Source organism: Agromyces neolithicus (genome assembly GCF_039529735.1).
In the GTDB taxonomy this organism is placed as follows: domain Bacteria; phylum Actinomycetota; class Actinomycetes; order Actinomycetales; family Microbacteriaceae; genus Agromyces; species Agromyces neolithicus.
In genome coordinates, this window is record NZ_BAAANJ010000004.1 from 319,931 (window position 1) to 342,085 (window position 22,155).

21 protein-coding genes are annotated in these 22,155 nt (G+C 69.6%); 9 read left to right on the forward strand and 12 right to left on the reverse strand.

The features are described 5' to 3' along the window. Positions 1-16: 16 nt before the first annotated feature. Both rplL and rplJ read right to left on the reverse strand, forming a co-directional pair. Entirely contained in the window at positions 17-406 is a 390-nt protein-coding gene (gene rplL / locus ABD164_RS06970; RefSeq protein WP_344294822.1) for a 50S ribosomal protein L7/L12, read from the reverse strand. A gap of 46 nt (positions 407-452) precedes the next feature. Then, a complete protein-coding gene (rplJ, locus tag ABD164_RS06975) occupies positions 453-968 on the reverse strand; it encodes a 50S ribosomal protein L10 (protein ID WP_232498145.1) in 516 nt (171 codons plus the stop codon). Between the two features lie 307 nt (positions 969-1,275). On the opposite strand from rplJ, the gene ABD164_RS06980 reads away from it, so the two are divergent. Further along, positions 1,276-1,662 carry a RidA family protein gene (locus ABD164_RS06980; protein ID WP_344294824.1) on the forward strand — a complete coding sequence of 129 codons (387 nt, stop codon included), beginning with the start codon at positions 1,276-1,278 and terminating at the stop codon, positions 1,660-1,662. Positions 1,663-1,685: 23 nt separating this feature from the next. Here ABD164_RS06980 and ABD164_RS06985 read toward each other — a convergent pair whose 3' ends face one another. Continuing rightward, a complete protein-coding gene (locus ABD164_RS06985; RefSeq protein ID WP_344294826.1) occupies positions 1,686-2,381 on the reverse strand; it encodes a LysM peptidoglycan-binding domain-containing protein in 696 nt (231 codons plus the stop codon). A 191-nt stretch (positions 2,382-2,572) separates the two neighbouring features. Further along, on the reverse strand, positions 2,573-4,096 hold the full coding sequence (locus ABD164_RS06990) for an AAA family ATPase (protein WP_344294828.1): 1,524 nt from the start codon (positions 4,094-4,096) through the stop codon (positions 2,573-2,575). Positions 4,097-4,239: 143 nt separating this feature from the next. On the opposite strand from ABD164_RS06990, the gene ABD164_RS06995 reads away from it, so the two are divergent. Then, positions 4,240-5,970: an MDR family MFS transporter gene (locus tag ABD164_RS06995; protein WP_344294830.1), complete on the forward strand. Its 1,731-nt coding sequence runs from the start codon at positions 4,240-4,242 to the stop codon at positions 5,968-5,970. A gap of 10 nt (positions 5,971-5,980) precedes the next feature. Next, positions 5,981-6,415 (forward strand): MarR family winged helix-turn-helix transcriptional regulator, encoded by a 435-nt coding sequence (locus ABD164_RS07000; RefSeq protein WP_344294833.1) that lies wholly within the window; start codon positions 5,981-5,983, stop codon positions 6,413-6,415. A 66-nt stretch (positions 6,416-6,481) separates the two neighbouring features. Here ABD164_RS07000 and ABD164_RS07005 read toward each other — a convergent pair whose 3' ends face one another. The 5 genes from ABD164_RS07005 to ABD164_RS07025 all read right to left on the reverse strand — a co-directional run bounded on the left by ABD164_RS07005 (position 6,482) and on the right by ABD164_RS07025 (position 11,957). After that, positions 6,482-7,984, reverse strand: coding sequence for a sensor histidine kinase (locus ABD164_RS07005; protein ID WP_344294835.1), 1,503 nt, complete (start codon positions 7,982-7,984; stop codon positions 6,482-6,484). A 50-nt stretch (positions 7,985-8,034) separates the two neighbouring features. Beyond that, positions 8,035-8,784 (reverse strand): response regulator transcription factor, encoded by a 750-nt coding sequence (locus ABD164_RS07010; RefSeq protein WP_344294838.1) that lies wholly within the window; start codon positions 8,782-8,784, stop codon positions 8,035-8,037. A gap of 206 nt (positions 8,785-8,990) precedes the next feature. Beyond that, positions 8,991-10,187, reverse strand: a complete 1,197-nt coding sequence (locus tag ABD164_RS07015) for a methyltransferase domain-containing protein (protein WP_344294841.1) — start codon at positions 10,185-10,187, stop codon at positions 8,991-8,993. A gap of 243 nt (positions 10,188-10,430) precedes the next feature. Then, on the reverse strand, positions 10,431-11,510 hold the full coding sequence (locus ABD164_RS07020) for an alpha/beta fold hydrolase (RefSeq protein ID WP_344294845.1): 1,080 nt from the start codon (positions 11,508-11,510) through the stop codon (positions 10,431-10,433). A 33-nt stretch (positions 11,511-11,543) separates the two neighbouring features. Further along, positions 11,544-11,957: a hypothetical protein gene (locus tag ABD164_RS07025; RefSeq protein WP_344294847.1), complete on the reverse strand. Its 414-nt coding sequence runs from the start codon at positions 11,955-11,957 to the stop codon at positions 11,544-11,546. Between the two features lie 279 nt (positions 11,958-12,236). On the opposite strand from ABD164_RS07025, the gene ABD164_RS07030 reads away from it, so the two are divergent. Next, positions 12,237-12,935, forward strand: coding sequence for a YqaJ viral recombinase family protein (locus tag ABD164_RS07030; protein WP_425545914.1), 699 nt, complete (start codon positions 12,237-12,239; stop codon positions 12,933-12,935). Next, entirely contained in the window at positions 12,932-13,735 is an 804-nt protein-coding gene (locus tag ABD164_RS07035) for an alpha/beta fold hydrolase (protein ID WP_344294849.1), read from the forward strand. The genes ABD164_RS07030 and ABD164_RS07035 overlap by 4 nt, the downstream gene beginning before the upstream one ends. A 19-nt stretch (positions 13,736-13,754) precedes the next feature. Here the strand turns inward: ABD164_RS07035 and ABD164_RS07040 are convergent, their stop codons facing one another. Then, positions 13,755-14,459: a Pr6Pr family membrane protein gene (locus ABD164_RS07040; RefSeq protein ID WP_344294851.1), complete on the reverse strand. Its 705-nt coding sequence runs from the start codon at positions 14,457-14,459 to the stop codon at positions 13,755-13,757. A gap of 125 nt (positions 14,460-14,584) precedes the next feature. Between ABD164_RS07040 and ABD164_RS07045 the strand changes: the two genes are divergently transcribed. Beyond that, positions 14,585-15,568: an NADP-dependent oxidoreductase gene (locus tag ABD164_RS07045; protein ID WP_344294853.1), complete on the forward strand. Its 984-nt coding sequence runs from the start codon at positions 14,585-14,587 to the stop codon at positions 15,566-15,568. 56 nt (positions 15,569-15,624) lie between these two features. Here ABD164_RS07045 and ABD164_RS07050 read toward each other — a convergent pair whose 3' ends face one another. Continuing rightward, positions 15,625-16,593, reverse strand: coding sequence for an ArsR/SmtB family transcription factor (locus ABD164_RS07050; RefSeq protein ID WP_344294855.1), 969 nt, complete (start codon positions 16,591-16,593; stop codon positions 15,625-15,627). 56 nt (positions 16,594-16,649) lie between these two features. On the opposite strand from ABD164_RS07050, the gene ABD164_RS07055 reads away from it, so the two are divergent. The 3 genes from ABD164_RS07055 to ABD164_RS07065 all read left to right on the forward strand — a co-directional run bounded on the left by ABD164_RS07055 (position 16,650) and on the right by ABD164_RS07065 (position 19,988). Beyond that, positions 16,650-18,008, forward strand: coding sequence for an MFS transporter (locus tag ABD164_RS07055; RefSeq protein WP_344294857.1), 1,359 nt, complete (start codon positions 16,650-16,652; stop codon positions 18,006-18,008). Between the two features lie 169 nt (positions 18,009-18,177). Next, on the forward strand, positions 18,178-18,543 hold the full coding sequence (locus tag ABD164_RS07060) for a hypothetical protein (protein ID WP_344294859.1): 366 nt from the start codon (positions 18,178-18,180) through the stop codon (positions 18,541-18,543). A 65-nt stretch (positions 18,544-18,608) separates the two neighbouring features. After that, positions 18,609-19,988: an ATP-binding protein gene (locus ABD164_RS07065; RefSeq protein WP_344294861.1), complete on the forward strand. Its 1,380-nt coding sequence runs from the start codon at positions 18,609-18,611 to the stop codon at positions 19,986-19,988. Between the two features lie 439 nt (positions 19,989-20,427). On the opposite strand, the gene aceB is transcribed toward ABD164_RS07065, so the two are convergent. Continuing rightward, positions 20,428-22,116 carry a malate synthase A gene (gene aceB / locus ABD164_RS07070; protein WP_344294862.1) on the reverse strand — a complete coding sequence of 563 codons (1,689 nt, stop codon included), beginning with the start codon at positions 22,114-22,116 and terminating at the stop codon, positions 20,428-20,430. Positions 22,117-22,155 lie beyond the last annotated feature (39 nt).

Genomic DNA, 22,155 nt, shown 5'->3' on the forward strand with positions numbered 1-22,155 from the left:
GAACGAGCGCCGGCGACTACTTGAGGGTGACGGTTGCGCCGGCCTCGACGAGCGCGGCCTGAGCCTTCTCGGCGGTCTCCTTGTTCGCGCCCTCGAGCACGGCCTTGGGAGCACCGTCGACGACGGCCTTGGCCTCGCCGAGGCCGAGCGAGGTGAGCTCGCGCACGACCTTGATGACCTGGATCTTCTTGTCGCCGGCAGCCTCGAGGACGACGTCGAAGGAGTCCTTCTCTTCGGCCTCTTCAGCAGCAGCGCCGCCGCCCGCGGCAGCGGGGCCGGCAACGGCGACGGGGGCGGCCGCGGTGACCTCGAAGGTCTCCTCGAACGCCTTGACGAACTCCGAGAGCTCGATGAGGGTCAGGCCCTTGAACTGCTCGAGCAGCTCTTCAGTTGACAGCTTTGCCATTGTTTCTTCTCCTTGGTTAGTTACTCACCGCTTGAGAGGCTCGCGCCTACGCAGCGGACTCCTGCTTCTCACGCAGCGCGTCGACCGTGCGAACGGCCTTCGACAGCGGTGCGTTGAACAGATATGCGGCTCCGAACAGCGAGGCCTTGAAGGCACCGGCGAGCTTCGCCAGCAGCACTTCGCGGGACTCGAGGTCGGCGAGCTTGCCTACCTCTGCTGCGGTCAGGGGCTTGCCATCGAAATAGCCGCCCTTGACCACGAGGAGAGGGTTCGCCTTGGCGAAGTCACGCAGCGCCTTCGCGACGGCGACCGGGTCACCGTGCACGAACGCGATCGCCGACGGCCCCTTGAGGTCGTCGTCGAACGAGCTGATCCCGACATTGTTGGCCGCGATCTTGGTCAGCGTGTTCTTCACCACGGCGTAGCTCGCGTCCCCACTGATGGACTTGCGCAGCGTCTTGAGCTGGGCAACAGTGAGGCCGCGGTATTCGGTCAGCAGAACGGCGGTCGAGCTCTCGAACAGGTTCGTGAGTTCGGCAACCGAGGCTTCCTTGTTCGCCATGGCCACTCCTTGTGTCTTCAACGCGCATCGCGGAAGCGATGCACGGCCTGGGAGCGCTGGAACGTTCGTGGGAAAGAAAAAAGCTCCGGCGCAGTTGCGCGGAGCTCGGCCCGATTGCTCGGAAGTCTTCGTCACACCTGCGCGGGCCCTTGCTTTCGCAAGATTTCGGTCGGCATCGGCTCGCTTTCACAAGGCGCGCACGACAACCAGCGGTCTTCGGCTCCGTCAAGACTAACGGATGCCTCTCCCAACGGCCAAATCGCTGTCGCTGAGGCCGATCGTCGGTGGTTGACGATAGACCGGAGGCATGGAGATCACACACCTCAACCCCAGCACGCTCCACACGAATCCGGCGTTCAGCCAGGGAGTGATCGTGCGCGGCGCCCATGACACGCTGCATGTCGGCGGCCAGAACGGAACAGATGCCTCGGGCGCGATCGTGCCCGGCGGCCTCGGCGCCCAGACCGAGCAGGCGATCCGCAACGTGCTCGCCGTGCTCGCCGAGGTCGGCGCCGACCAGACGAACGTGGTGCGCATGGCCGTGTACGTCGCCGCCGGCGAATCGGTCGACGAGGGCTTCGCCGCGTCGATGCGGGTCTGGGGTCAGCACCCGACGGCCCTCACGGTGCTGTTCGTGGCCGCCCTCGGTCGCCCCGACGCACTCGTCGAGATCGAGGTGACTGCGGTGATGTAGCACTCTCGCTCGGGCCGCGACGGTCACATGCGGAGTCCGCGCGACCCCGGTGCCAAGTTGAGGGTGATGTCGGCGAGAACGAGTCGATTCCTGTCACGGTCGGGATTCAGCCATTCGAGGTCTTCCATGGTGATGCCGAATCGCGCCATGATCCCGGCCGATGTGTCGCCCCGTGCGACGCGGTAGCCGATGGGGGCACCGTCGGCGGCGAGCGTGGCCTGCCCGGCCGCGCCGTCGGCGGCACCATGGTCGACGACCTCGAGACCCGGGTTCATATCGGGAAGGTCCCAGGTCAGCGGCGCTGTCGAGACCACGTTGTCGAAGCCGAAATCGCTTCCGGCTGCGGGCGCCCAGATCACCGCGGTTCGCATGTAGCTCGGGTCGTTCGATTCGAAGCCGCCGTACCCCGGGCTCGGCACCCGGAACGTCTGGTCGGACACCTGCGCCAGTGAGTCGTATCGGTAGTAACTGAAGCCCGACTTCAACTCGGCGTCACTCGAGTCCGGTGGCAGGGAGTTGAGCTCGAGCGTCATGCCAGCGGCGGGTGCCGGCGAGATTCCGGCCAGGGTGACATCGAAGCCCGAGGCCGCGCCGTTCGCCCTGATCTCGATCCGACCTGTAGTGCCGCGATCGTCGAACGCGCCGGTGGCGATCAGGGTGCCAGGGGCCAGATCCGACAGACGTGGAGCCTGCTCTGGCAGGGCAGGATCGGGAGCCACCGTTTCGGTGGAGGCCAGGCCCGGAGCATCCGTGGAAACAGAACCGGCCGGGGCGCCCACACAGCCGGCCATCGTGACCGCAATGAGCGCCGTGACACCGATCGATCGGCCCCATCGTCGCGTCTGAGTTCGCGTCATCGCCGCACTCCATCCCAGCGCAGGCTTCACGAGACGGCCTGGAGTGCCGCGAGTCACGCGCCGCCGATGTAACCGAACGAGATCCCGCCACCCTCCATCTGCACCGGCCCACCCGGTCCCATCGGGTGTCGCCCATCCGTTCCCGCCGGCACTCCGCCGACGAGCAACTTGCGGGTGAGATCAGAGCGGTCCGACAGCAGCGTTTCGAGCGTGCTCGAGAGGTCGTCGTCGACGGCCGGTCGAGACGCCACCGCGGCGGTGAGCACAGCGCGGCGCATGAGCTCCTTCGCGAAGGAACCAGTGGTGCCCTCCGCTCGGTCGGCTGCAGCCTCGAGCGCGCGCTCCGAGAACGGCAGACCTCGACCGTACAGCCGGAAGAGTCGGCGTCGCGCGGTCTGATCCGGCAACGGGATCTCCGCGGCGAGGTCGATGCGGCCGGGGCGGTCGGCCAGCGCCCGCTCCAGCACCTCGACCCGGTTCGTCGTCAAGATGAACGTCACATCGGCGTCGCCCTCCAAGCCGTCGAGCGCGTCGAGGATGGTGAAGAGCACGCTGTTGCCGCGCACAGCGATCGAGCGGTCGTTCGCCACGAGGTCCACGTCCTCGAGCACCACGATGGCGGGCTGCATGGCTCGAGCAATCTCCGCCGCCATGGAGATGAACCCGATGCTCGGTCCGTTGAGCAGAACCGCCGTGGTGCCAGGCGTTCGGCTGAGCAGGTGCCGAACGGTGAGGGTCTTGCCCGTCCCGGGCGGGCCATAGAGCAACAGCCCCCGCTTCAGGTGCAGGCCCAATCCTCGGAGCACATTCCGCTGGTCGCCGAGGTCGACCACATGGCGCACCACCGACTCGAGCGTCTCGGGCTCCAGCACAAGCTGATCCTCTGCGACCTCAGGTCGTTCCACGAAGGTCGTCATGCCCATCGCGCGACCGAACTGGGTGCCTCCGATCGTGACCACCTTTCCCCGCAGCACGCTGAGTTCGAGCATGAGTCGTCGGAGATCGGCGAGGAACGTGTCTGCGACCGATGGGGTCGAGGCGATGATCTCCAACCTGGCGTCGTCACGGCCGTGTTCGGGAGCGCTCCCTCGCTGGAGCACCGCCACCGGCGAACCATCGTGCACCAGCAATCGCACCCCGAACGCCACTGACCGACGCTCTGTGGAGGGGCCCGTCGCGGTCGTGACGTAATCGACAGGACCGGGTGAGAAGGCCTGATGCGGGTTCACCAAGAGGTCGATGAACGCCATGTGGCCGCGGGCCTGCCCTCCATCCACACCGAGAAGTCGACCCGAGCCCGACGCCGACATGGCGTCGAGCGCGAGGTCGGCATCAGCCAGTCGATGCGGGGGCATCGACTCGGTGATCACCGGGAGCCCTCGGAAGTCCTCGCCGAGGTGCTCCATGACCAGCGCCCCCAGCGGTGTCGACTCGGCCGGCGATGCGCGGGGCCGGTTGACGACCTCGGCGAGGAAGCGGCGGAACAGGTCGACGAACTCGACGATCTCGTCGTCGCCCGACTCATCGGACGGTGCAGGTGCGCTGGGCGCGCTCGTGTTGCTGTTCATCGGGGTCATGGGCACATGCTGACGAAGCACGACGTCGGGGTCAAGCTCGCCCCGCCGTTCCAGCCAATAGTTGACCACCAGCAATAGTTGACATGAATCATCTAATTGATTAGAGTTGATCGAAGTCAACTACTTTCTGGAGCCCTCACCGCATGTCACGTCCCTCCTCGGCGCCCGCAGCCGATGCACTCACCGAGGGAGGCATGACGCACCGCCAGGTGCTCACCGCCCTCTCAGGCCTCCTGCTCGGCATGTTCGTCTCGATGATCGCCTCGACCGTCGTCGGCACGTCGCTGCCGCTGATCATCGCCGACCTCGACGGCGACCAGAGCGCGTTCACGTGGGTCGTCACCGCAACCCTGCTCGCGACCACCGTCTCGACCCCGATCTGGGGCAAGCTCGCCGACCTCTTCAACCGCAAGCTGCTGCTGCAGCTCGCCCTTGTCATCTTCGTCGTGTCATCGGCGATCGCGGGCTTCGCGCAAGACCCGGCGATGCTCATCACCATGCGCGTGTTCCAGGGCCTCGGCGCCGGCGGACTCGCGGCGCTCAGCCAGATCGTCATGGCCGACATCCTCAGCCCGCGCGAGCGCGGCCGCTACGCCGGCCTCTTCGGCGCGGTCATGGCCGTGGCCACCATCGGCGGTCCGCTGCTGGGAGGCGTCATCACCGACACCCTCGGCTGGCGCTGGAACTTCTTCGTCGGCCTGCCGATCGCCGTCGTCGCACTCGTGCTGCTGCAGCGCACACTGCACCTGCCGAAGCTCACCAAGAAGAAGGTGTCGATCGACTACTTCGGCATCATCCTCATCTCGGCCGGCGTCTCGCTGCTGCTCATCTGGGTGTCGCTCGGCGGCAGCCAGTTCGAGTGGAACTCACTCGAGTCGTGGCTCATGATCGGCGGCGCCGTGGTGCTGCTCGCGATCGCCGTGGTCGTCGAACTGCGCTCGAAAGAGCCGCTCATCCCCCTCGGGCTCTTCAAGAACCGCACGTTCACGCTCTCGGTCGTCGCGAGCCTCAGCGTCGGCGTCGCCATGTTCGGCACCGCGGTGTTCCTCAGCCAGTACATGCAGCTCGCCCGGGGCGCGACCCCCACCGAATCGGGGCTGCTCACCATCCCGATGATGGCCGGCGTGCTCATCTCGTCGACCATCGTGGGCGGGCTCATCTCGCGCCACGGCAAGTGGAAGGCGTTCGTCATCACCGGCGCCGCGCTCGCCGTCGCCGGAACCGTGCTGCTCAGTCGACTCGAGTACGACACCGACTTCACCTACGTCGGCTTCTCGATGTTCGTGCTCGGCGCGGGCATCGGCATGGTCATGCAGAACATGGTGCTCGTCGTGCAGAACACGACCGAGGTGAAGAACCTGGGCGTCGCCACCAGTGCGGTCACGTTCTTCCGCAGCCTCGGCGGCACCGCCGGCGTCGCCGTCATGGGCTCGATCCTCGGCACCGTCGTCGCCGACCACATCAAGAGCGGCATGTCGGGCCTCCAGCCCGAGCAGCAGGCCGTGGCGGCGCAGACGCTCGGCGGCGGCAGCATTCCGCACATCGCCGAACTGCCGGATTACCTGCGGGTCGTCGTCGAGTCGGCGTACGGCCTCGGTGTGGGCAGCGTGTTCCTCGCGGCCGTGCCGCTCACCGTGATCACGCTCATCGCCGTGATCTTCCTGCCCAACGTGCAGCTCGGCACCCTCACCGCCGTGCAGCGCACGAAGCTCGAGACGACCTCAGACGACTCGGCCGACGAATCGCTCGAGGCCGAACTCGAACAGGTCGGCGAAGAGCTGCTCGAGGTCGCCGAGGCCTCGGTCGGGGTGCCCGTGACGGCATCGGTCGCCGCAATCGGCACCACGACACCCCGCGAAGGCGGGCGAGCATAAGATGTCGCCTGTGACCACCGAACCCGACCTCGAGGCGTCGATCGCGGCCGTCGAAGACGAGTTCGGCCGGCTCTTCCACCGCGCTCGCACCCAGTGGCGGCTCGCTGCGGCCCGGGTTCATCCCGACCTGCAGCCGACCGGCTACAAGGTCATCGCGACCCTCGTGACGAGGGGCCCCGCGCACGCGGGCTCCCTTGCCGAAGAGCTGCAGATCGACAAGAGCCTGCTGAGCCGTCAGTTGCGCCAGCTCGAGGAGCTCGGGCTCACCGAGTCCCGGGTCGACGAGCACGACGCCCGCTCGAGGGTGATCGCCGCCACTCCCCTCGCGATCAAGCAGGTCGGCGAGGTGAAGGCCGAGAACCGGGCCGCGATGCGCGAGCGCCTGCATGAGTGGGAGCCGGGCGAGATCGCGCTGTTCGCCAAGCTGCTCGGCCGCCTGCTCTGAGGTGCGGGGCGACGGGTCTCGAGACGCTCGCTGCGCTCGCTGCTCGACCAACGAGAAGGACGCTCGCTATACGACCGTCGGCTTGGACACCGGTAGCTCGACCGTGAACACCGTCGAGCCGGGCTCGCTCTCGACCCCGACCGAGCCGTGGTGCGCCTCGACGACCGCACGTACGATCGCGAGCCCCAGGCCTGTGCTTCCGGCGCGGCGCGAGCGCGAGGCATCCCCTCGCTCGAATCGCTCGAACAGCGTGTCGCGCACCTGAGGGTCGATTCCCGGGCCGTCGTCGGCGACCGTGAGGATCGCCCGGTCACCCGCTCGCGCGAGCTGCACGCGCACCGAAGTTCCGGCGGGCGTGTGCAGGCGAGCGTTCGCGAGCAGGTTCGCGATCACCTGATGCAGTCGGGCAGGGTCGCCCGACACCTCGACGGCCTCGTCGGCGAGGTCGACCGACCAGTCATGTTCAGGACCGGCCACCTGAGCGTCGCCGAGCGCATCGGCCACGAGCGCGCTGAGGTCGACAGTCGTGTGCACGAGCTCTCGCCCCTCGTCGAGCCGCGCGAGCAGCAGCAGGTCTTCGACGAGCTCGGTCATGCGCACCGACTCCGACTCGATGCGCCCGATCGCGTGCGTCACGTCGTCGGGCAGCCGGCCGCCGTGCATGCGCGTGAGCTCGGCGTAGCCGCGGATCGACGCGAGGGGGGTGCGCAGTTCGTGCGATGCGTCGGCGACGAAGCGGCGCACCTTCTGCTCGCTCTGCTCACGAGCAGAGAGCGCGGATGCCACGTGCCCCAGCATGCGGTTGAACGCGGTGCCGAGGCGCCCGACCTCGGTGCGCTCGTCGTCGACCACGACCCGCTCGGTCAGGGCGACGTCACCGCGGTCGAGCGGCAGCTGCGACACCTCGAGCGCAGTCGCGGTCATTCGCGAGAGCGGCGACAGCGCCCGGCGCACGATGAGCGAGCCGAAGCCGATGGCGAGAATGAGCGCGGCGAGGGCCACAACCGCGATCGTCACGGCGAGCTCGGTCGTCGAACGTTCGACGTCGGCGAGCGGCAGGGCGAGCACGACACGGGTGTCGGGCACGTTCTCTTTGCGTTCGGCGAGCGCGCGGAACGAGCCGAACGGGGAGCCGGCGTCGATCGTGTGCACCTCGCCATCGGCGGGGACCGCGGCGAGCGCCCGCGTGGGTTCGGTGCCGAGGCCGACGATGCCCTCGGCGTCCTCCGAGATGTAGGCGGCACTCGGCGCGCCCTCGTCCGGCACGACCGCGGCGAGGGTGCCGGCCGACTGGCCGGCGACGTCGAGCAGCACGCTCGGCCCGGCGGCTCCTCCCGGCAGCGGGATCGGCCCGCGGATGTTCAGTTCGGCGCGGGTCATCGCCGACCGCAGTTCGGCGTCGACCGATGCGACCGATGAGGTGTGGAACACAGTGACGCTCGCGATGCCGACGATGAGGCTCACTGCTGCGACGAGCCCGGCGAGCACCACGAGCAGGCGGCGCTCGAGGCTCCATTGCGCGCGGTGGTCAGGCTCAGGGGAGAGCGCCGGTTCGGGGGGCGAAGCCACTGTCGCACTGGCGCGAGCGGCCGCGGCGTATCCGGGATCGCCGGGGTGGGTCATCCGGCGGCCTTCAGCATGTAACCTGCGCCGCGCACCGTGTGGATCATCGGCTCACGGCCGGCGTCGATCTTCTTGCGCAGGTACGAGATGTAGAGCTCGACGACCGACTCCTTGCCGCCGAAGTCGTACGACCAGACGCGGTCGAGGATCTGCGCCTTCGACAGCACGCGGCGCGGGTTGCGCATGAGGAAGCGCAGCAGCTCGAACTCGGTCGCGGTCAGCTCGACCGGCGTGCCCCCGCGCGCGACCTCGTAGGAGTCCTCGTCGAGGGTGACGTCGCCGACGGTGAGCACCGGGTCCTTCGCCTGCGCGAGCGTCAGGGTGGAGCGCCGAATGAGCCCGCGCAGGCGCGCCACCACCTCTTCGAGGCTGAACGGCTTCGTGACGTAGTCGTCGCCGCCCGCGGTGAGGCCGGCGATGCGGTCGTCGAGCGAGTCCTTCGCGGTGAGGAAGAGCACGGGCGTCTCGGTGCCCTCGGCGCGCACCCGGGCCAGCACCTCGAGCCCGTCGATGTCGGGCAGCATGATGTCGAGCACGATCGCGTCGGGCCGGAACTCGCGGGCGACCTTGACGGCGCTGAAGCCGTCGGCGGCGGTGCGCACGTCCCACCCCTCGTACTTGAGGGCCATCTTCAGCAGCTCGGTGAGCGAGTGCTCGTCATCGACCACGAGCACGCGCACCATCGAGCCGTCGCCCTTCGCGATGGCGGGGGCGCGGTGGGGCGTGGTGGCAGGCGTCGTGCTCATGCTTCCAGTATCCGCGCCGACCTATGCGCTTGCTATGCGTTCGATGAGCGGATGCCCCGTGCCCCGCCATCACCGAGCGCGCGCAGAGTGCGCAATTCAGGTTCGGAGGTGTGTCGCGGCCGCGGCATCGTGGCGCGTCGCGCGACACGCCCACTCCGCACCTGAATTGCACACCCGTGCGGGTGCTGTCGGGCGCTGTCGGGCGCTCAGCCGATGCGGTAGAAGCGCCAGAACGGGTTCGCGATGTCGAGCACGTCGACCCGGCCGAAACCTGCTTCGGCCGCCCAGCGTCGCAGCGTCGGCGCCCGCAGCACCGTGCCGTTGGCGACGTCGCCCGATTCGGCGGTCGTCGCGGGCAGGCAGTGCAGCACGCTCATCGCGTAGAGCATGCGCTCGACCGGTTCGGCGCCGGCGTGGAACACGTCGGCCACGCGCTCGTCGGCGACGAGCAGCGCGCCGCCCGTGCGCAGCAGCGCCCGGAACCAGGCGAGTGCGTCGACCGGCCTGCCCATGTCGTGCAGCGCCTCGAACACCGTGACGAGATCGAATCCGGATGCCTCGACGCCAGTGTCTCCCGTCGCCTCGGTTCTGCCGGTGTTCGCGACCGCGGCCGCCGCGCGAATCGTCGCCTTGTCGCCGGCATTGCCGTGCACGAACGCGATACGGTCGGCAACCCCGGCATCGCGGGCGTTGCGCCTCGCCTCGATGATCGACGCCTTGTCGAGGTCGAGGCCGACGATGCGGGCGTTCGGGAACGCCTTCGCGAGCGCGATGGTCGACCAGCCGACACCGCAGCCCGCATCGAGCACGGCACCGCCGGCGTCGAGTGCGGCGGCCCGGTCGGGCAGCGTTTCGACCCAGCCGCGCAGTTCGTGCGTGAAGCCCGGGCGGTTCAGCGAGCCGAGTCCGCCGCGCAGCTCTGCGCCGTACTCGCCGAACGCGACACCGCGACCTTGGCGGAAGTCGGCGACCAGTTCGGGGTACGCGAGGGCGACGCCTGCGAACAGGCTCGCCGCGGGAGCGGTGTGCGCGGGATGAGTCTCGTCGACGAGCACTGGGGCGTGCAGTTCGGGCAGTACGAAGCGGCGCTCGTGCCCGAACGCACCCGGCTCGACGACGTCGAGGTAGCCGGCGGCCGCCTGCTGTTCGAGCCACTCGCGCGCGTAACGCGGGGCGACACGGGTGGCGTCGGCGAACGCTGTGGCGGTCATCGGGCCGGCCTCGTGCAGGGTGCGGTAAAGGCCGAAGCGGCGGCCGAGCTCGATCGTGAGCAGCTCGGTGGCGGCCCCGAGCATGCCGACGAGCTGCTCGGCGAGGGCTCCGACCTGCTCGGCCGCATGCTCTTCTGCAGATGCGACGACCTCTGTGGTCGTGGTGGCTGTGGTGGTGAGGGTCTCGGACATCAGGTTCCTTGCGTGGTGTTTCCAGCCGGCGGATGCGCGGCACGATGGCAGTCAACGCCGAAGCCGCGATCGGTGAATCGCCTGATCGGGCCAACCTGCCGTGGCCGGAATCGGCCACCACGGGACATCCGTTCGCCGCCGTTCACCGACAGTGCTGTCGCCGCCCTCACGAGGGGCGCGGAGTGCACGTTCGGGGAGCGGCGGGCGCTCTGAGCGCGTGGGCGGCCGACGCCCGCGACGCAGCTAGATAAGCTGGTTGCGCAATGCCCAGGCGGCCGCGGCGGTGCGCGACGGCACGCCGAGCTTCGTGCGGATGTTCGCGATGTGACGGTGCACGGTGTGCGCCGACAGCACGAGGTGCGCCGCGATCTCGGCGTCGGTCTCGCCGCGCGCGACGAGGCGCAGCACCTCGCGCTCGCGGTCGGTGAGGCTCACCGCGGCTCGGGACGTGCTCGAAATGCCCGACGCGACCGCGACCGACGAAGCGGTGGATGCGGTCATCGACACCGGGGCGCCGAGGAACGCGAGCGTCTCGCGCACGACCGCATCGGCGTCACCCCGCCACGGGAAGTGGTCATCGCCTTCGAGTGCCACGAAGCGGGCGTTGCGGATGCGCGCCGCGAGATCCTTGCCGAGCGCGAACGGGATCGCCCGGTCGTCGCGACGATGCAGCACCAGCGTGGGTGCGAGCACGTCACCGAGATGACCCGTGGCGTCGAAGTCGTACACGGCGCGCAGCGACGCGAGCGCGACCTCGCGCGAGGCCGAGCGCCGCTGCAACTCGGCGAACTCCGCACGCTCGTCGGCGGTCGCGTCGGGCAGGAAGATGTCGGCGAGCACGCGGGAGCCGAGCCCCCAGTGCTGCTCGACGATCGAGAGCATCGTCTCGCGGGCCGCGGGCGGGGCGAGGTCGATGCCGCGTGCGTACGCTCCGTAGAGCACGAGCCGTTCGACCCGCTCGGGGTGACGGGCCGCATACAGCGAGGCGACCCCGCCGCCGGATGACGCACCGAACAGCGAGAGTGTGCCGGGCACCGCCTCGTCGATGAGGGCCTCGAGGGTCGCGAGCTCTTCGTCGAGCGTGCGCGCGGGCATCGCCCCGCGGTCGGAGACCCCGGAGCTGGGACGGTCATAGCGGATGACCGTGCGGTACTCGGCGATTGCCGCCACGAATCGGCGGAACTTCGGACTGCGCCAGTCGAGGTCGAGGTGGCTCGACCACCATCCGCCGATGACGAGCGGCGGCCCCTGCCCGACCGCCGACCACGCGATCGAGGCGCCGTCGTGCTCCACGTAATGGACGACCTGGTCCTCGGGTTGCACGCCCCAAGTCTAGGAACGCGGGGGGCGGCCTGACTACAGTTCTCGCAGTCCGGCGAGCGCCGGTGGCAACTGGTCGCGATGCGCGTCGAGCATCGCGCGGGCTCCATCGAGCTCGGGTGCGTCGGGCTCGCCATCGTCGCCGAGCAGGATCGGCACGTATTCGCCGGGGAGCAGCAGCTCCTCGCGCTCCCCATCAGGCGAGGCGACGACGCGCAGCACACCCGCGGCGAGCTGTTCATCGAGCCAGGACCGCGCAAGGCGCTCGGTCACGCCCGCGAGCTCGGCGAAGGTCGCGGCGTCGACCGGGCCCGCATCGAACAGGAGGCGGAAGTAGCCGCGCTTGCGGCCGAAGGCGATCGAGGCGCGGGCGATCCGCTCAGCGGCGGCCGCGTCGACGACCGGCTCGGTAGTGGGGATGGTGGTGGCGGTGGTGGTGGTGGTGAACATGTCGACTCCTCGGGGTGCGATGCAACTGGTGACGACCCCGATTCCACTCCGAAGCTCGGCGAACCTCATCGCGTGTTCGGGCCACGCTCGAGTGGCCCGAACCGGCCATGCCGGGTGCGCAGTTCAGGTCGGGAGGTGTGTCGGGGCCCCGACACTCCGACCGCGCCCCCGACACGCCGCCTCCGCACCTGAATTGCGCACTCCCCCCGCCTGGGCTCCCCGCGACACCCTTTGCACGAGACCTGCCCGATGACCGCGGCGGCGAGTACGCTCGATGCCGTGCCCGATACCCCGTTCGCCCTCTTCGACCTCGAGGGCGCATGGTCGGCAGCTCCCACCGAGCCGCGGCCGAGGCATCCGCATGAGACCCGGGTGGTCGCCGACTCCGGCGACCGCGTCGCCTGGTTGCGGGCGCGATCGCGCGGCGTCACCGCGACCGATGCCGCGAAGCTCGCGACCCGCGGGTCGGTGCGCACCGCGGCATACGAGAAACTCCACGGCACCCGCACGAGTTTCGGCGGCAGCCGCTTCACCGACCACGGCCGCGAGCGTGAGCCCGTCATCGCCGAGTGGGCGCGCCGTACGCACGGCATCGACCCGTCGACGCTGCTCTTCCACGCCGAGTTCGAGCGACGCCACCTCGCGACCCCCGATGGCCTGCGCATCGCACCGAACGGTGCGCTCGAGCTGTGCGAGATCAAGACCACGTCGAAGCCGTGGCGCGGCATCCCGCGCGGCTACCTGCGACAGGTCTGGTGGCAGCAATACGTGCTCGGCGCCGAGCGCACCCTCGTCGTCTGGGAGCAGCACGACGACTTCGTCCCCGTCGCCGACGAGCCCCGATGCCGGTGGGTCGACCGCGACGACGACCAGATCGCGATCCTCGTGGGACTCGCCGACGAACTGCTCGCCGCGATCCTGCCGACGGCCCCCGTCGAAGACCCGCGCGCCGTGTATCGCCCGGGTGCGCTGGCGTGACGACGCTGCTGCTGCACGGTCTCGGTGCCGACCGCCGACAGCCCATCGACCTGCTCAGTTCCCCGGTGCGCGCATCGTGCGGTGACGACGAGCTCATCATCGCGCCCGATGTGCGCGCCCACGGCGGGTTTCTCGAGGTCGGCACCCCGGCCGACTTCGAGATCGACCGCCTGGCCGCCGAGATCGCGGCCACCGTGCGCGATCAGGTGACGGATGCCACGGGCGGGGCCCCCGACGCGTCGAACCCGTTGACCGTCATCGGCATCTCGATGGGTTCGGCACTCGCGCTTCGGCTGATCCTCGACGACCTGCTGCCGATCGAGCGCGCCGTCTTCATCCGCCCCGCATTCGACGACCGGTCACTGCCCGACAACCTGCGCGCCTTCCCCGTCATCGGGCAGCTGCTCATCGATGCCGGCCCAGCCGGAGCCGAGGAATTCCGCGAGCGGTCGGTCTTCCAGCGCGTCGCATCCGAATCACCCGCCGGCGCGAAGGGCCTGCTCAGCCAGTTCACGGCGCCCGATGCCGCGCGCCGCGCGATGCGGCTCGTCGAGATCCCCCGCAACCGCGCGTTCCACGACGACGCCGAACTCGCGGGGCTCGAGGCACGGGGCATCCGCTCTCTCGTGGTCGGCGCCCCGCGCGATCCGGTGCATCCGACGGCGATCGCCGAGCACTGGGCCGGCGCGCTCAGTGCGCCATTGGGCATGGTGTCGCCGCGCGACGAGGGCCAGGCGCACCAGAACATGATGCTCGGCCAGGTGGTGGCGCGCTGGCTGCATCGCGCGCGCCAGATCTGAGGGCGGCGACGACCTCGATTCAGGCGGTGACGTGCTCGTCAGACGAGGCAGGTGCGGGGGGCGCAGCGGGCGCGCCACCGCCGCCGACCGCGCGATGCGGCCAGCGCACCTGGCTGAGCCCGACGATGCCCGATCCGACCAGCAGGATGAACGCGGCGATCGCGATGACGTACACGGTGACGCCGTCGTAGCCGACGCCGGGTTCGATCGCCGGATCGAGGAAGGGATACGGGTACCAGCCCACGACCGCGCCGCGGATCATCGTGTAGATCACCCACGCGATCGGGAATGCCGCGATCCACCAGAACCGGCTCCACGGCACACGACGGCGCCCCGGGGCGAACACCCAGTCGAGCAACAGGTACAGCGGTGCCCACACGTGCAGGATCTCGTTCGACCAGGGCACGGTCGTGGCCTGGTCGAGCGAGATGTCGCGCAGCAGCAGGTTGTAGACGACGAGCGTCGTGGTCATGTACGTCACGATCGCGGCGCGCGCGAACGTGTACCAGTCGGGCTCGGCCGCGGCGCGCAGGCCGTACCACGCGCCGATGAGCAGCACGATCGCTGCGAGCGCGTTCGACAGGATCGTGAAGAAGCTGAAGAAGTTCACGACGAACGCCGCGGGATCGGGCACCATCGAGAGGCTGTTCGCGAACTGGCCCACGATCGCGACGATGACCGCGACGGCGGCGAGCAGCCGCAGGATTCCGAACAGACGACCCACGATTCCGCCCCTCTCGTTCGCCGCTCGGCGACGCTGTCAGCAGCCTAGTGGTGCGTGAGAATGGAGAACACGGCGGATGCCGCGACACGCGCGCGCCTCGTGACGAATCGGAGAAGACTGCAGCGATGACCGACACGATGCGCGCACTGGTGATCGATCGCACGGGTGATGCAGGCGAACTGCACCTGGCCGAGGTTCCCGCGGCGCGCCGCGTGATCGACGAGGTGCTCGTGCGCGTGGTGGCCGCCGGCGTGAACCCGATCGACGTGAAGACGCGCGCAGGGCGGGGCGTCTCGGCAGAGCTCAGGTTTCCGGCCGTGCTCGGGTTCGACTTCGCCGGCGTCATCGAGGCCACCTCTCACGGGGCGCACCCGCTGCAACCGGGCGACCACGTCTACGGCATGGCGAGGGTGCCACGCGGCGGCGGCAGCTACGCCGAGCTCGTCGCGGCCACCTCACTCAGCGTCGCCCCCAAGCCGACCTCGCTCGACTTCGTGCAGGCGGCGGCCGTGCCGCTCGCGGCGCTCACCGCGTGGGGCGCGGTGGTCGACACTGCCCGGGTACACGACGGCCAGCGCATGCTGGTCCACGCGGGCGCGGGCGGGGTGGGCCACTTCGCGGTGCAGTTCGCCGCGTACTTCGGCGCGACCGTCACGACCACCGGGTCGCCCCGCAACGCCGAGTTCCTGCGCGAGCTCGGCGCCCACCGGGTCATCGACTACACGAGCGAGCGCTTCGACGAGGTCGTGGGCGACCAAGACGTGGTCATCGACCTCATCGGCAATGTGCAGGACGACACCGGCACCCGCTCGCTCGACGTGTTGCGCCCGGGCGGCCTGATCGTCAACATCCCCACGGCGTCGTGGCCGACCATGGCCGCCGATGCCGAGGCACGGGGCATCCGTGCCACCGGGTACTCGGTCGTACCCGACGCGCGCACGCTCGCGGTGATCAGCCGGCTGATCGACGACGGCGCCGTGCGCGTGCACGTCGACCGCGAACTGCCGCTCGAGCAGGGCGCCGAGGCGCACCGCCTGCTCGAGGCCGGCCACGTGCGCGGCAAGGTCGTGCTGCGCGTCGCACCTGATCCCATCCCGCCGGTCGAGTAGGCGCGCCAGCGCGGTATCGAGACCTGGTGACGAGGTCTCGATACGCTCGTTCGTCGCTACTCGACCGGCGGTCTGGGCGCTTCGAGCAGGGCCGTGCCGAGTTCGCTGCGCAGGTAGAGCACGCTGTGCCCGTAGCGCGTCGAGACCAGCAGGCCCGCGTCGCGCAGCACGCGCAGGTGCTGGTTCACCGCCGACGCGGTGACGCCGAAACGCACGCCCAGCTCGGTCGACGATGCGGGGTCGCCGAGGGCTGAGAGCAGGCTCGCCCGGGTCTCGCCGAGGATGGCGGCGAGCGCCGCGGGGTTCGCGACCTGCTCGGCCTCCCAGAGCGCGCCCTGCCCGCGGGCCGGGTACATGATGAGCGGCGGCCCGTCGCCGACCGGCGCAGACCCGCGCCGGGTGAACATCGTCGGAACGAGCGTGAGGCCGTTGCCATCGATATGCTGCACGCGATCGTTGGGATCTTTCAGCCGCACCGACACGACGCCGTCGGAGTAGCTCACGGTCGACGAGATGCCGTTCAGCATGACCGAGAGGCCGCCCTGCGCGATCTGCCGTCCGCGGTAGACGACGTCGGCCTCGAGCACCGCGCGCATACGCGGCCAGTACGGCTCGAACGTCGCCGCCCACAGTTCGCGCAGCGCCCGCACGATGCGACGCACAGCGGCCCTGGGCGGTCCGGCGAACACGTCGGGCACGTGGCCGTGCACCGCCACGAGGTCGCGAACGAACTCGTCGGCTGGAACGGCCGCGAGCACGGCGAACTCGTCGTCGAGTCGGGTGAGCGGCGACGCCGGGCGCGGGTTCAGGAAGTCGGGGGTCCACATGCGGTTGTCGATGAGGGCGAGGAGCGCATCGAGGTCGAGATCGGCGCGCGCCGCCTCGGTGCGGCTCAGCCACGGCAGCTGCAACGGGAACCGCGACGGCTCGCGGATGGCACGCAGCGAGAGGCCCAGTTCGCAGAGCGGTGAGATGCCGAAGCGCACGGTCGCGACATCCGCTTCGTTCAGCACGTATCGCAACATGAAGCGAAACGCTACATCAATTTCGTCGAGCGGATGTCTCTGCCAGAACTGATTCCGTGAGCCCTACCTCTACACCCGAGTTCGACACCGGCTCGATGCACGTACCTGAGCAGCCGCGACCGGGGCTGTTCGCCCGGCTCGCGGCATCCGTCTCGGATCCGGTGCTGCGCATCCTCGTCGGCGCGACCCTCATCTCGCGGGTCGGCCGCGGCATCTTCCTCACCGTCACCGTGCTGTACTTCACGTTCATCGTGGGCCTCGCACCGCACGAGGTCGCGATCGTGCTCGCTGCGGCGAGCGCGGCGGGCGTGGTGGCATCGCTCGCGGGCGGATGGCTCGCCGACCGGTTCAGCGCACGACGCCTGGTGATCTGGTTCACCGCGATCGAGGGCGTCGCCCTGATCACGTACGTGTTCGCCGGGGACTTCGTGACGGCACTCGTCATCGCCGTGATCTGCGGCGCGTTCGAGCAGGGCGCGAACTCCACGCGATCGGCGATCATCGCGCGCGCGTTCGACGGCGAGAGCCGGGTGCACGCCCGCGCCGTGCTGCGCACCGTCACCAACCTGTCGATCGCGGTCGGTTCCGGGCTCGGCGCGCTCGCGCTCGCGCTCGGCACCGCCGAGGCGTACCGCGGGCTCATCGTCGGCGCGGGGGTGCTCTACCTGCTCGGGCTGTTCCAGCTCGTGAAGCTCCCCTCACGGGTCGACGCGCCGCCGCGGCCCGCGGTCGAGTCGGTGCTGACCGCGACCGGATCGGTCGACGCCATGGCCACCGCCGACGCCGCCGACGAGTCGCGCCGCGACTGGGTGCGCCGCTCACCGTGGCGCGACCCGCGCTACCTCGTGTTCACCGCGCTCAGCGCGGTGTTCGGCATGCAATTCGGGGTCGCCGAGCTGGGCGTGCCGCTGTGGATCGCACGCGAGACCGCGGCGCCCGAGGTGCTCGTCGCACTGCTGCTCATCTTGAACACGGTGGTCGTCGTCATCTTCCAGGTGCCGCTGTCGAAGGGCACGCACGACTTCCGCGTCGCGGCACGGGTCTCGGCGATCAGCGCGTGGCTCATGGCGGGCGCGTGCCTCGTGTACGCGGCCGCGGCCGGGTTGCCCGTGGGTTTCGCGATCGCCGTGCTCGTGATCGCCGCGCTCGCGCACGCGTTCGCCGAGGTGCTCTCGCAGGCCGGTGGTTGGGGGCTCAGCTTCGAGCTCGCCGATCCGCTGCGGGCGGGCGCCTACCAGGGCGTGTTCTCGATGGGCTACTCGGTCGGCGCGCTCGCGGCACCGCTCGTGGTGAACGCGACCGCGATCGAGCACGGCTTCTCGGGCTGGGCGATGCTCGCGGTGATCTTCCTCGGATCGGGACTCGGCACGTGGTGGATCGCACGGCGCGCGGCGGCCACCTCGGTGGTCGTGTAGGCGCGCCGGCCAGGCGAGCCGACGCTCGCAACCCATCGCTCACGCCGGGATCCCGGCGTCGCGCGAACAGTATTGACAAATCTTCAGTGCTGAGTAGCGTCTGTGAACAGGCCCAACCCTGCTGCGGGTCTCGACCTTCTGCTGTATCCAACGCAACGACGGAGGAAGCATGTTCAAGAAGTCACTCGCAGCGATCGGCCTGACCGCGGCGTTCGTATTCATTCCCACCGCAGCGAACGCGCTCGACTGCGTGAACGTTTCGAAGCCGCCCGCTGCATGCGGTGCCGTCTGCACCGACGGCCCCATCATCCACGGCAACTGGGCGTGGCTGCCCAGCGTGTTCCCGGGGGCAGCGCAGGTCTGGGCGTTCGTGCCGCCGGGCACCGTGGAGGGCGCCGGACTCCCGGGCGAGAACGGCAACTTCCAAGGCGGCGAGGGGTTCGCCCTCCTCGTCAACGCGATCTGCAACTCCAACGGAGCCGTGCTCGACAAGCGCCAGACCGGCCACGGCATCCAGCTCATGGAGGTCTGCTAGCAGTCGGCAGTCCCGTCTGAAGGGGCCACTGCCCGAGGCATCGTCGGGAGTGGGATGATCGGCGCATGCGTGCAACGAACACACCACTCGCCCGGTCCGATGACGGCCGCTCGTTCGTCGTCGCCGACGCCTCGGGCTCGGGCCTCATCGCCGGATCGCTCGTCATCGTCTCGGGCGGCGGCGAGCGGCAGCTCGCGCTCGTCGAGGAACGCTCCGAGTCGCAACCGGTGCGCCTGCGCGGGCGACTCATCGGCGTGCTCGGCGACGGCGCGCTCGACACAGCCCGCAGCCACCCGTTCGATGAGGGAACGGTCGAGGAGGTCGATGCCGCGACCATCGAGATGCTGCACACCACCACGGGCGCGCTGCTCGAGGTCGGCCGCAACCTGACCGAGCCCGGCGGCCCGGCGAAACTGCTCCCCCACCGATTCAATCGCCACACGTTCTGGTGCGGGCAGAGCGGCTCGGGAAAGACCTACGCGCTCGGGGTCGTGCTCGAGCAGCTCGTCGCGCACACTGCGCTGCCCGTCGTGATCTTCGACCCCAACTCCGACTTCGTGCGGCTCGGCGAGCTCAACCCCGGTGCGAGCGGGCCCACCGCCGAGGGGCTCGCGCAACGGGACATCCGCGTGCTTCGCCCCCGTGGTGAAGGCGACACCGGCCTACGGGCACGATTCCTCGACATGAACCTGCCGTCGAAGGCGGCCGTGCTGCGGCTCGACCCCGTCGCCGATCGCGACGAGTACAACACCCTCATCCACCTGCAAGAGATCGTGAGCGTCGGCGACATCGGACAGTTGCTGCCGATGATCCAGGCGGCGCAAGGTTCGGGCAACTCGCACCCGCTCGCCGACCGCATTGAGAACCTCGGCGTGCTCGACTGGGAGGTGTGGGCCGGCGACCAGCCCGCCGTCACCGACGTCGTGGGCCAGCGGCCCGATGCCACGGTGCTCGACCTCGGCGGGTTCTCGACGCCCGAGCAGCAGCTCGTCGTCGCCCTCTCACTGCTCGACGACCTCTGGGACCGCCGCGAAGAGCGCCGGCCGGTGCTGCTCGTCATCGACGAGGCCCACAACCTCTGCTCGCCCCGGCTCGATTCGCCGCTCGCCGTCGCGGTGCGCGAGCGCATCGTGCAGATCGCGGCCGAGGGCCGCAAGTTCGGCCTGTGGTTGCTGCTGTCGACACAGCGCCCCTCGAAGGTGCATCCCAGCATCCTGTCGCAGTGCGACAACCTCGCTCTCATGAAGATGACCTCGCCGGTCGACCTCGCCGAACTCGGCACGTACTTCGGCTACGCGCCGGCGTCGCTACTGGCCCGGTCGCCGTGGTTCCGCCAGGGCGAGGCGCTGTTCGCCGGCGGATTCGTGCCCACGCCGTCACTCGTGAAGATGAACTCCCGGCTCACGCCCGAGGGCGGCAGCGACGTGCGGGTGCCGCTGCGCTGACTCCGATTCCTGCGGGTTGAGGAGGTCGCGCAGCGACATCCGTACGACGCTCACATCGTCGGACGCAATCGGACTCGGGCGAGACCGATTACACGAAAACAGGTGCGTCGTATGTGCCCTGCGACATCGAGCGATCGCCGAGGTCGGGGCTCGAAATGCCCGTCGGCACGCTGCGGGAGTTGGCGGAGTCGGGCCGCCGAGGATTGCACGTACTGCGGACCGCCGACGGTCTCGCGGGGTATCGGCTTGTGGCCGAGGCAGACAGTCCATGACCCAGGCCGGCCCGGCCCGGGGCGGCACCGATGGGCGGGCCCGCTCCGGTCGTCGCACCTCCGGGGTTCTCCGGATCCGACCCGAGCGGGCCCGCGTTCTCAACGCAGGAGAATGGGCGTCATCCCACTCTCACGGGAGGTGATGGCACCGATTCTCCTGCGCTACGTCACAGGTGCCGCGCGTACGCCCCCACGGTCAGGAACGTCGGGAACTCGGGCTCGAGCGCCACGGTGCGGAACACCGAGATCGCGTCGTCGAACCGGTCGCCCTCGAAGCGCGGCAGCTCGGCGACCGCCGCCGCCATGATGCGCACGATCGACGTCTGGTCGATGCGCGTGCCCTCGGCCGTGACGGTGTTCTCGTTGAGCCACTGCCAGACCTGCGAGCGCGAGATCTCGGCGGTCGCGGCATCCTCCATCAGGTTGTCGATGGCGGCAGCGCCCGTGCCGCGCAGCCACGACTCGATGTACCGGATCGCGATCGAGATGTTGTCGTGCACGCCGGCCTCGGTGACCTCGCCGCCGACCGACGGGATGTCGAGCAGCTGCGCCGCCGTCACCTCGACGTCGTCGCGCAGGCGGTCGACCTGGTTCGGCCGGTCGCCGAGCACCGCGTCGAACTCGGCGCGTGCCGTCGGGATGAGGTCGGGGTGCGCCACCCAGGTGCCGTCGAAGCCGTCGCCCGCCTCGCGCCGCTTGTCGGCGGCGACCGCGGCGAGCGCCCGCTCGGTGACCTCGGCATCGCGACGGTTCGGGATGAACGCGCTCATGCCGCCGATGGCATGTGCTCCGCGCTTGTGGCACGTCTGCACGAGCAGTTCGGTGTACGCCCGCATGAACGGCACCGTCATGGTGATCGACTTGCGGTCGGGCAGCACCCAGCGTCGACCCCGCGACCGGAACGTCTTCACGATCGAGAAGATGTAGTCCCAGCGGCCGGCGTTGAGGCCCGCGCAGTGGTCGCGCAGCTCGTAGAGGATCTCGTCCATCTGGAACGCGGCCTGGATCGTCTCGATGAGCACGGTCGCCCGCACGGTGCCCTGCGGGATGCCGAGCGCCTGCTGCGCGTAGACGAAGATGTCGTTCCACAGCTTCGCCTCGCGGTGGCTCTCGAGCTTCGGCAGGTAGAAGTACGGGCCGCGGCCCGCGGCGATCAGCGCGTGCGCGTTGTGGAAGAAGTACAGCCCGAAGTCGACGAGCGACCCCGAGGCGTGCATCGCACGCCCCGCGCGGTCGTGGAACTTCAGGTGCTTCTCGACCAGGTGCCAGCCGCGCGGCCGCATCACGATCGTCGGCGTCTCGGCGAGCGGGCGCTCGACGCGGTACTCCTTGCCCTCAGGGCTCGTGTACTCGAGCCCGCCGCGGAGCAAGTCGAACAGGCTCAGCTGCCCCTCGATGACGTTCGCCCAGGTCGGGCTCGTGGCGTCCTCCTGGTCGGCGAGCCACACCTTCGCGCCCGAGTTCAGCGCGTTGATCGCCATCTTGCGGTCGGTCGGGCCCGTGATCTCGACGCGCCGGTCCTCGAGGCCCGGTGCGCTGCCCGCGACGCGCCATGACGTGTCCTCGCGAATCCAGGACGTCTCGGGCAGGAACTTCGGGTCGCGGCCGTTCGCCGCATCGACCCGCGTCTGCAGCCGCACGGCGAGCAGTTCGTGCCGCGTGTGAGCGAAGCGATCGTGCAGCTCGGCGAGGAACGCGAGCGCCTCGGGCGTCAGGATCTCTTCGTAGCGTTCGCCGAGGGCCGCGGTGATCTCGATCCGCGGGTCGACGGTCTCGAAGCTTCCGGTGGTCGGCTGGGGTTCGTTACGGCGAGCGGATGTCGCGACATCCGTTCGCTCGATGGTGAGGGTGTTCATGGTCGTGGTCTCCTTGCTCGCTGCCCCCCGTGTGCAATT